3 protein-coding genes and 2 pseudogenes are annotated in these 4907 nt (G+C 31.2%); all 5 read right to left on the bottom strand.

All coding sequences use genetic code 11. The features are described 5' to 3' along the window. Positions 1 to 353: 353 nt before the first annotated feature. Entirely contained in the window at positions 354 to 1310 is a 957-nt protein-coding gene (locus Q4Q35_RS00365) for a hypothetical protein (protein WP_303275930.1), read from the bottom strand. 487 nt (positions 1311 to 1797) lie between these two features. Next, a complete protein-coding gene (locus Q4Q35_RS00360; RefSeq protein WP_303275929.1) occupies positions 1798 to 2526 on the bottom strand; it encodes a carbon-nitrogen hydrolase family protein in 729 nt (242 codons plus the stop codon). Positions 2527 to 2607: 81 nt separating this feature from the next. Beyond that, a pseudogene (locus Q4Q35_RS00355) lies at positions 2608 to 3471 on the bottom strand (transposase); the annotation flags it as partial. A 153-nt stretch (positions 3472 to 3624) separates the two neighbouring features. Further along, positions 3625 to 3815, bottom strand: a pseudogene (locus tag Q4Q35_RS00350) (transposase); the annotation flags it as partial. 5 nt (positions 3816 to 3820) lie between these two features. Then, the coding region (locus Q4Q35_RS00345; protein ID WP_437439732.1) for a T9SS type A sorting domain-containing protein at positions 3821 to 4907 on the bottom strand (1087 nt) is incomplete at its 5' end.

Below are 4907 nucleotides of genomic sequence, written 5' to 3'. Positions count from 1 at the left end.
AAAGTTCACTCTTTGTATGTTTTCCAATGCTAAGTTCGTCTAAAATTTTTAATTTGAAAGGTTCGCTGTAACGTCTAATTACTTTGTCATTTTTGTACATAATTGTGTTAAATTATGTAGCCTTTATTCAGGACGAGTCATAATGCTATACAACGGTTTTGTATATGGCTCGTAGCGTGTAAATTATAAAATAATTTTCGGTTGAGCACAAGCCAGATTTTTAAATTTTACTATTTATCTTTTTTATTGGAAATCGTCAAATTTAAAAATTTGGCGACTTTCCAAATATGCCTTAACTTCGTTTAAGCAACTGATTAGCTATGAGCTATATACGTTGTTAGCGGTAGTATTTCTTACAATTTTATTAATTCATCTTTTGATTCATCATAAATCAAATTCCTTTGTTTTGGTTGCCAACCTTCTTCATTGGAATTATAAGAGAAATAGATAGAATATTTATATCCACCAATATATTCAAGTTTGTATGGACGATAATTTAATTCAGCATTTTCAATAGTCCATTTTTTAGATATTATTTCAGGTCTTCTCCCATAAGTTTTTTTTAATGTAAGAAAGTCAGATACTGAAGTGAAAATAAAAATACAATTCCCAACACGTTTAAAATCATATATTTTATCAAATTCTTTTACGGTAGTTTCCTTACCATAAACATCTCGTTCAAAAACTATGTATTTGTCATTTTGCCAGTAGTATGTGTATCCAAATTTGAATTCCGCATCTGGTCTTTCTATTTTGGAAGACATTACAGAGTTCAAGTAGTTACTATTAATACTCTCAAGAATATTTTTAATTTTTGTCGAATCTATTGTTTTGATTCTCCATTGGCAATAGTTTTCATTGTATTCAATGTATTTCTGATTGGATTTAATTTCAGACAAGTTTTGGATTGCATATTCCGTAAGTTTTAATGTTGTTTCGGCGTCAAACATATTTGCAACTTGTCTGATTACAATTGTATTTTTATCAAAAATAGGTTTTTGATTGGTTGCTCCGCTCCAAGTATATTTTATAGCACCTTTATCGAATGAAATAAAATAATCTGGCTCACAATCTCCAGTGTAATGGTGATTAAAATCAAGAAAAATTTGTTTTTTATAACCTAATTCAGATGCCAATTTCTGTGCTAATTGTCCATATATGAATGCCGTATTAATTTCTTCGTATTGAAATCCCGTTTTAATTCGCACTTTGACATTTCCATAGTCTTTAATCATCCAAAAATCTTGATGAGCAAAAGAGTTTTGTGTAAAACAGATGATTGTCAGAAAGAATAGTATTATTTTTTTCATTACTTAGATATTCAAATTTTCTCAAAACTACACCTAGTTCCCTTTAAAGAAAATTCATATTGAGTGAAATGGTCATTTGAATTAGTAAAGTCGCTCCTCATATTACCGCTAACAAAAATATATAGTTAATATTGACTATATATCTATAATACCCACTCCAATATAACAATTTCTTTAGGGGTTTTATGGGGATTTACTACAACATATTGTAATGCTATCACTTTAATTGAGACCCAGTAATTATAACACCTTCATTTTCCGAATTTTAAACAAAAACCTAATAAATAAAGTTTAAAAAGAAGCTTTTGAGTTATTGTCCGTGTTTTTTAGTGTCTTGTGCAACGATTACCAATGGTTATCATATCGTTTTATTTCCAATCGGTTTTTAAATACTTCAAAGCATCTTCTAAAGCCTTTTTCGAAGTTTTAGGATTGAAATCTAATTTTTAGTGCCTTGTGCAACGATTACCATTGTTGGCAGTAGTTTTTATAGTTGAATCTTAATTATTTCGGTTGTCTCATTATCAACAATAAGAATTCCCTCATTTATACTATCCAATTGTCCAATTAAAAGTCCATTATTATTCCAAATAGAGCTTTTTCCTGCGCAATCATAATTCCCAGATTTTCCAACAAAATTTGACATAACTGATATCATCTCATATTTTTTTGAAATCTCAGAAATCCTATTAATATCCTTGTCTACACCATTTATTGAGTTCAAGACACTCGCAATATATACATTAGCACCATTTTTAAATGCTATTTCCGAATGCTGAGGAATAGAAGTTTCATAGCAGATTGCAAATGCAATTTTATTATTTTTAAATGTTATAGGACTTAAGTTTTTTCCAGGAATAAAATGATTTTCTTCACCTGGATGTAAATATTGTTTCGAATAAGTCATTCTGGATTTATTCGGTTGTATGATTATCATACTAATACAAATACCTTGTTCATTTTTAGTCGGCAGTCCAACTCCAATTATAATATTATTAAAATCACTAATTTGTTGGAGTTCTTCAATTCTTTTATCTTCTTTGTTAGTAGCTAATTCTTTTGCTAATTCAGGTTCGTAACCTGTCAAAGATAATTCTGGAAATACGATAATATCAGCATCGTTTTTAATAGACAGGTTAATCAACTTTTTATGATTCTCTATATTCTTTTGAATATCTCCTTTGATTGGTTCTGTTTGAGCAATACAAATTTTCATTCCATTTTTTTTAATTACTGTCAACGGCAGTCTGTCTCAAAACAGCCCTTTATTATTGTTTTAATAAATATACAATTTTGTTTAAAGAGGCATTAACAAATTATTAAATAATGCTTTTATATTAAGGTTTATAGAGAAAATAGCACTCATATAACTGTAATGGGCTCTAAATTGTTTTATTATCATATTTAATGGCATTATTTGAGGTCTCCAACCTAGATTAAACATTCTTTTAAGGTTGTAAACTAAAGACACCAAACCAAAATCAGCACTGGCAGATGCTATCCCTTTTTTTGTAAGAATATGATCAAAACCCCACTGACGCTTTATGGTTCCGAAAGGATGTTCTACAATAGCCTGTCGTTTTTTATAAAGGTTTTGGCTATTGGAGACATTGAGTTTATTAATTTCGATATATGGTTTGTACTCACTACGTTGAACTATCTTTCCATTAACCTTAGATCTCGTGCATATTGTTTTTACAGAACACGTTTTACAGGCCTTTGTTTTATATTGTTTAAAGCTATAGTTCCTTGCCTTGTACCAATTCCCGTTAGATGTTAGTTTGTGCTGTTCAGGACATATATAAGAGTCCTCTTTTTTGTTATATAAAAAATGCTCTGCATTATATTTGGGATCGGGAGCTTGGCTACTACGGCCTATACTTGGTATGGCTACCAATATTTTTATGCCCAAGCGATTTGCTATGTAAAACTCACTGCCGGTATGGTATCCTTTGTCGTAAAGAGCTGTAAAAGTGTTGGTTCTCAAAATACTCTTTGCTCTTCTGAGCATCACCCCCATAGCTTTTTTGTCATTTTCATTGGTGAGTTTATAATCTATAAATAGTTTGTGCTTATCATCTACTGTCGTTTGTGCGGTATAGGTTACTTCGGTAATGGCCCCACGGACAATTTGATGCCTACTGTCAAGGTCGGAAGTTGATTTTACCACAACATGTTGTTCAAAACCCACAGGCTCTGTATCTGTTCCTATAAATTCTTTAAATAGGTCTTTAATTATTTTTTCTTTTCGGGTTATTATGTATCCAAATTGTGGGTCACCTTCAAGATAAAAATTTTCATTGACGAAGTATTGAGCAATAACAAGTCTATCAAAGATTCGTTCTGCAAAATATCTTCGATTTAGTTTGTATACAAACTCATTGAGGTAAAGTTGTAGATATTGATTTTATGATAGGTTCCTATAAAATTTCGTTTTGCATTACTTATTGCTATATGCACCCATTTTAAAGTTTCTTTTGTTGTTTTCTCTTTTGATTTTTCACTCCTATTTACGGATATACAAATCTCTTAATTATTTTCTTGGTTATAGCTCTATTAGCGTTAGCTGTTTTCACAAAATAGACACCTGTTTTTAAACTACTAATATCTATCGTTGCATTTGCATTGGCTTGCTCTAACTTTGTTGTTAAAACCTGTTCACCTAAAATACTATAAATTGACACTTTTAGCCCTTGTGCATTTGTAATATTAAGTATATCATTGGCTGGATTTGGGTATAGTTTAACCGTATTATTAAGTTCAAACTTATTGTTTGATAACGTCACTACTGAATCTACGCCATAAACTTCTACTTCGGCTAACGATAATGCATCTGCAGATGTTTTTGATATTCTTACAATATTACCCACAACCCCACCTGTTGTAACAGTAAAAGCATTACTAGGTACTGTTGCATAAAATTGACTAAAAGTTACAGTGTCATTTGTATCAATAACTTCTACAGTAAAGTTGTTAAGTCTATCTGAACAACAATTATCTGTTCTATTATATATTTTAATCGTTTCTATTTTGTAATTATTACTTAAATCTACTTGCCACCATGGTTCTGGATCTAGAGTGGCGTCAGCTACAGTATGAGTTACAGACCTCCCACTCCAAGCTCCATTGATATTCCCATCAATGGCTAATGACGCAAAACCATCACTTGCATTTAGTCTATCTGTAGATTGTGTTGCTACCCCATACTTAACTGCCATATTAACTGGAACTGCACAGTCTTCATTTTCAACAACTGCATTAAGAGATCCATTATCCATAACTTCACCGCCACCGCAGCTTATTATTGTATTGCCATTTGCTGAAGATTCTAGAACAATATTATATTCGGTTTCGTTTACAATAGTTGAATTATTACCTGATATTACAATAGCACGCTCTTCATCACTATCTAGTGGCCCTTCTGTACGGTGAAAAACAATTGTGTGATTATTCCCATCAATATTTGCTATATTATGTGGACCTATTGCATCAGGTGATGGCATAATAGTCAGTTCTATATCTTGACCTGAACGATTTAAAGGAACGTCCATTATAGGAGCAAAAGAGAAATCGCCTTTTGATTTAATAACTTTCCCG

It is taken from the genome of Flavivirga aquimarina (assembly GCF_030540835.1).
Lineage (GTDB): Bacteria > Bacteroidota > Bacteroidia > Flavobacteriales > Flavobacteriaceae > Flavivirga > Flavivirga aquimarina.
This window is presented reverse-complemented; position numbering and strand designations above follow the sequence as displayed.

Bases quoted from the DNA above. Each gene is read 5' to 3' on its own strand.
- Q4Q35_RS00365 (WP_303275930.1), bottom strand. From the start codon at position 1,310: ATGAAAAAAATAATACTATTCTTTCTGACAATCATCTGTTTTACACAA.
- Q4Q35_RS00360 (WP_303275929.1), bottom strand. From the start codon at position 2,526: ATGAAAATTTGTATTGCTCAAACAGAACCAATCAAAGGAGATATTCAA.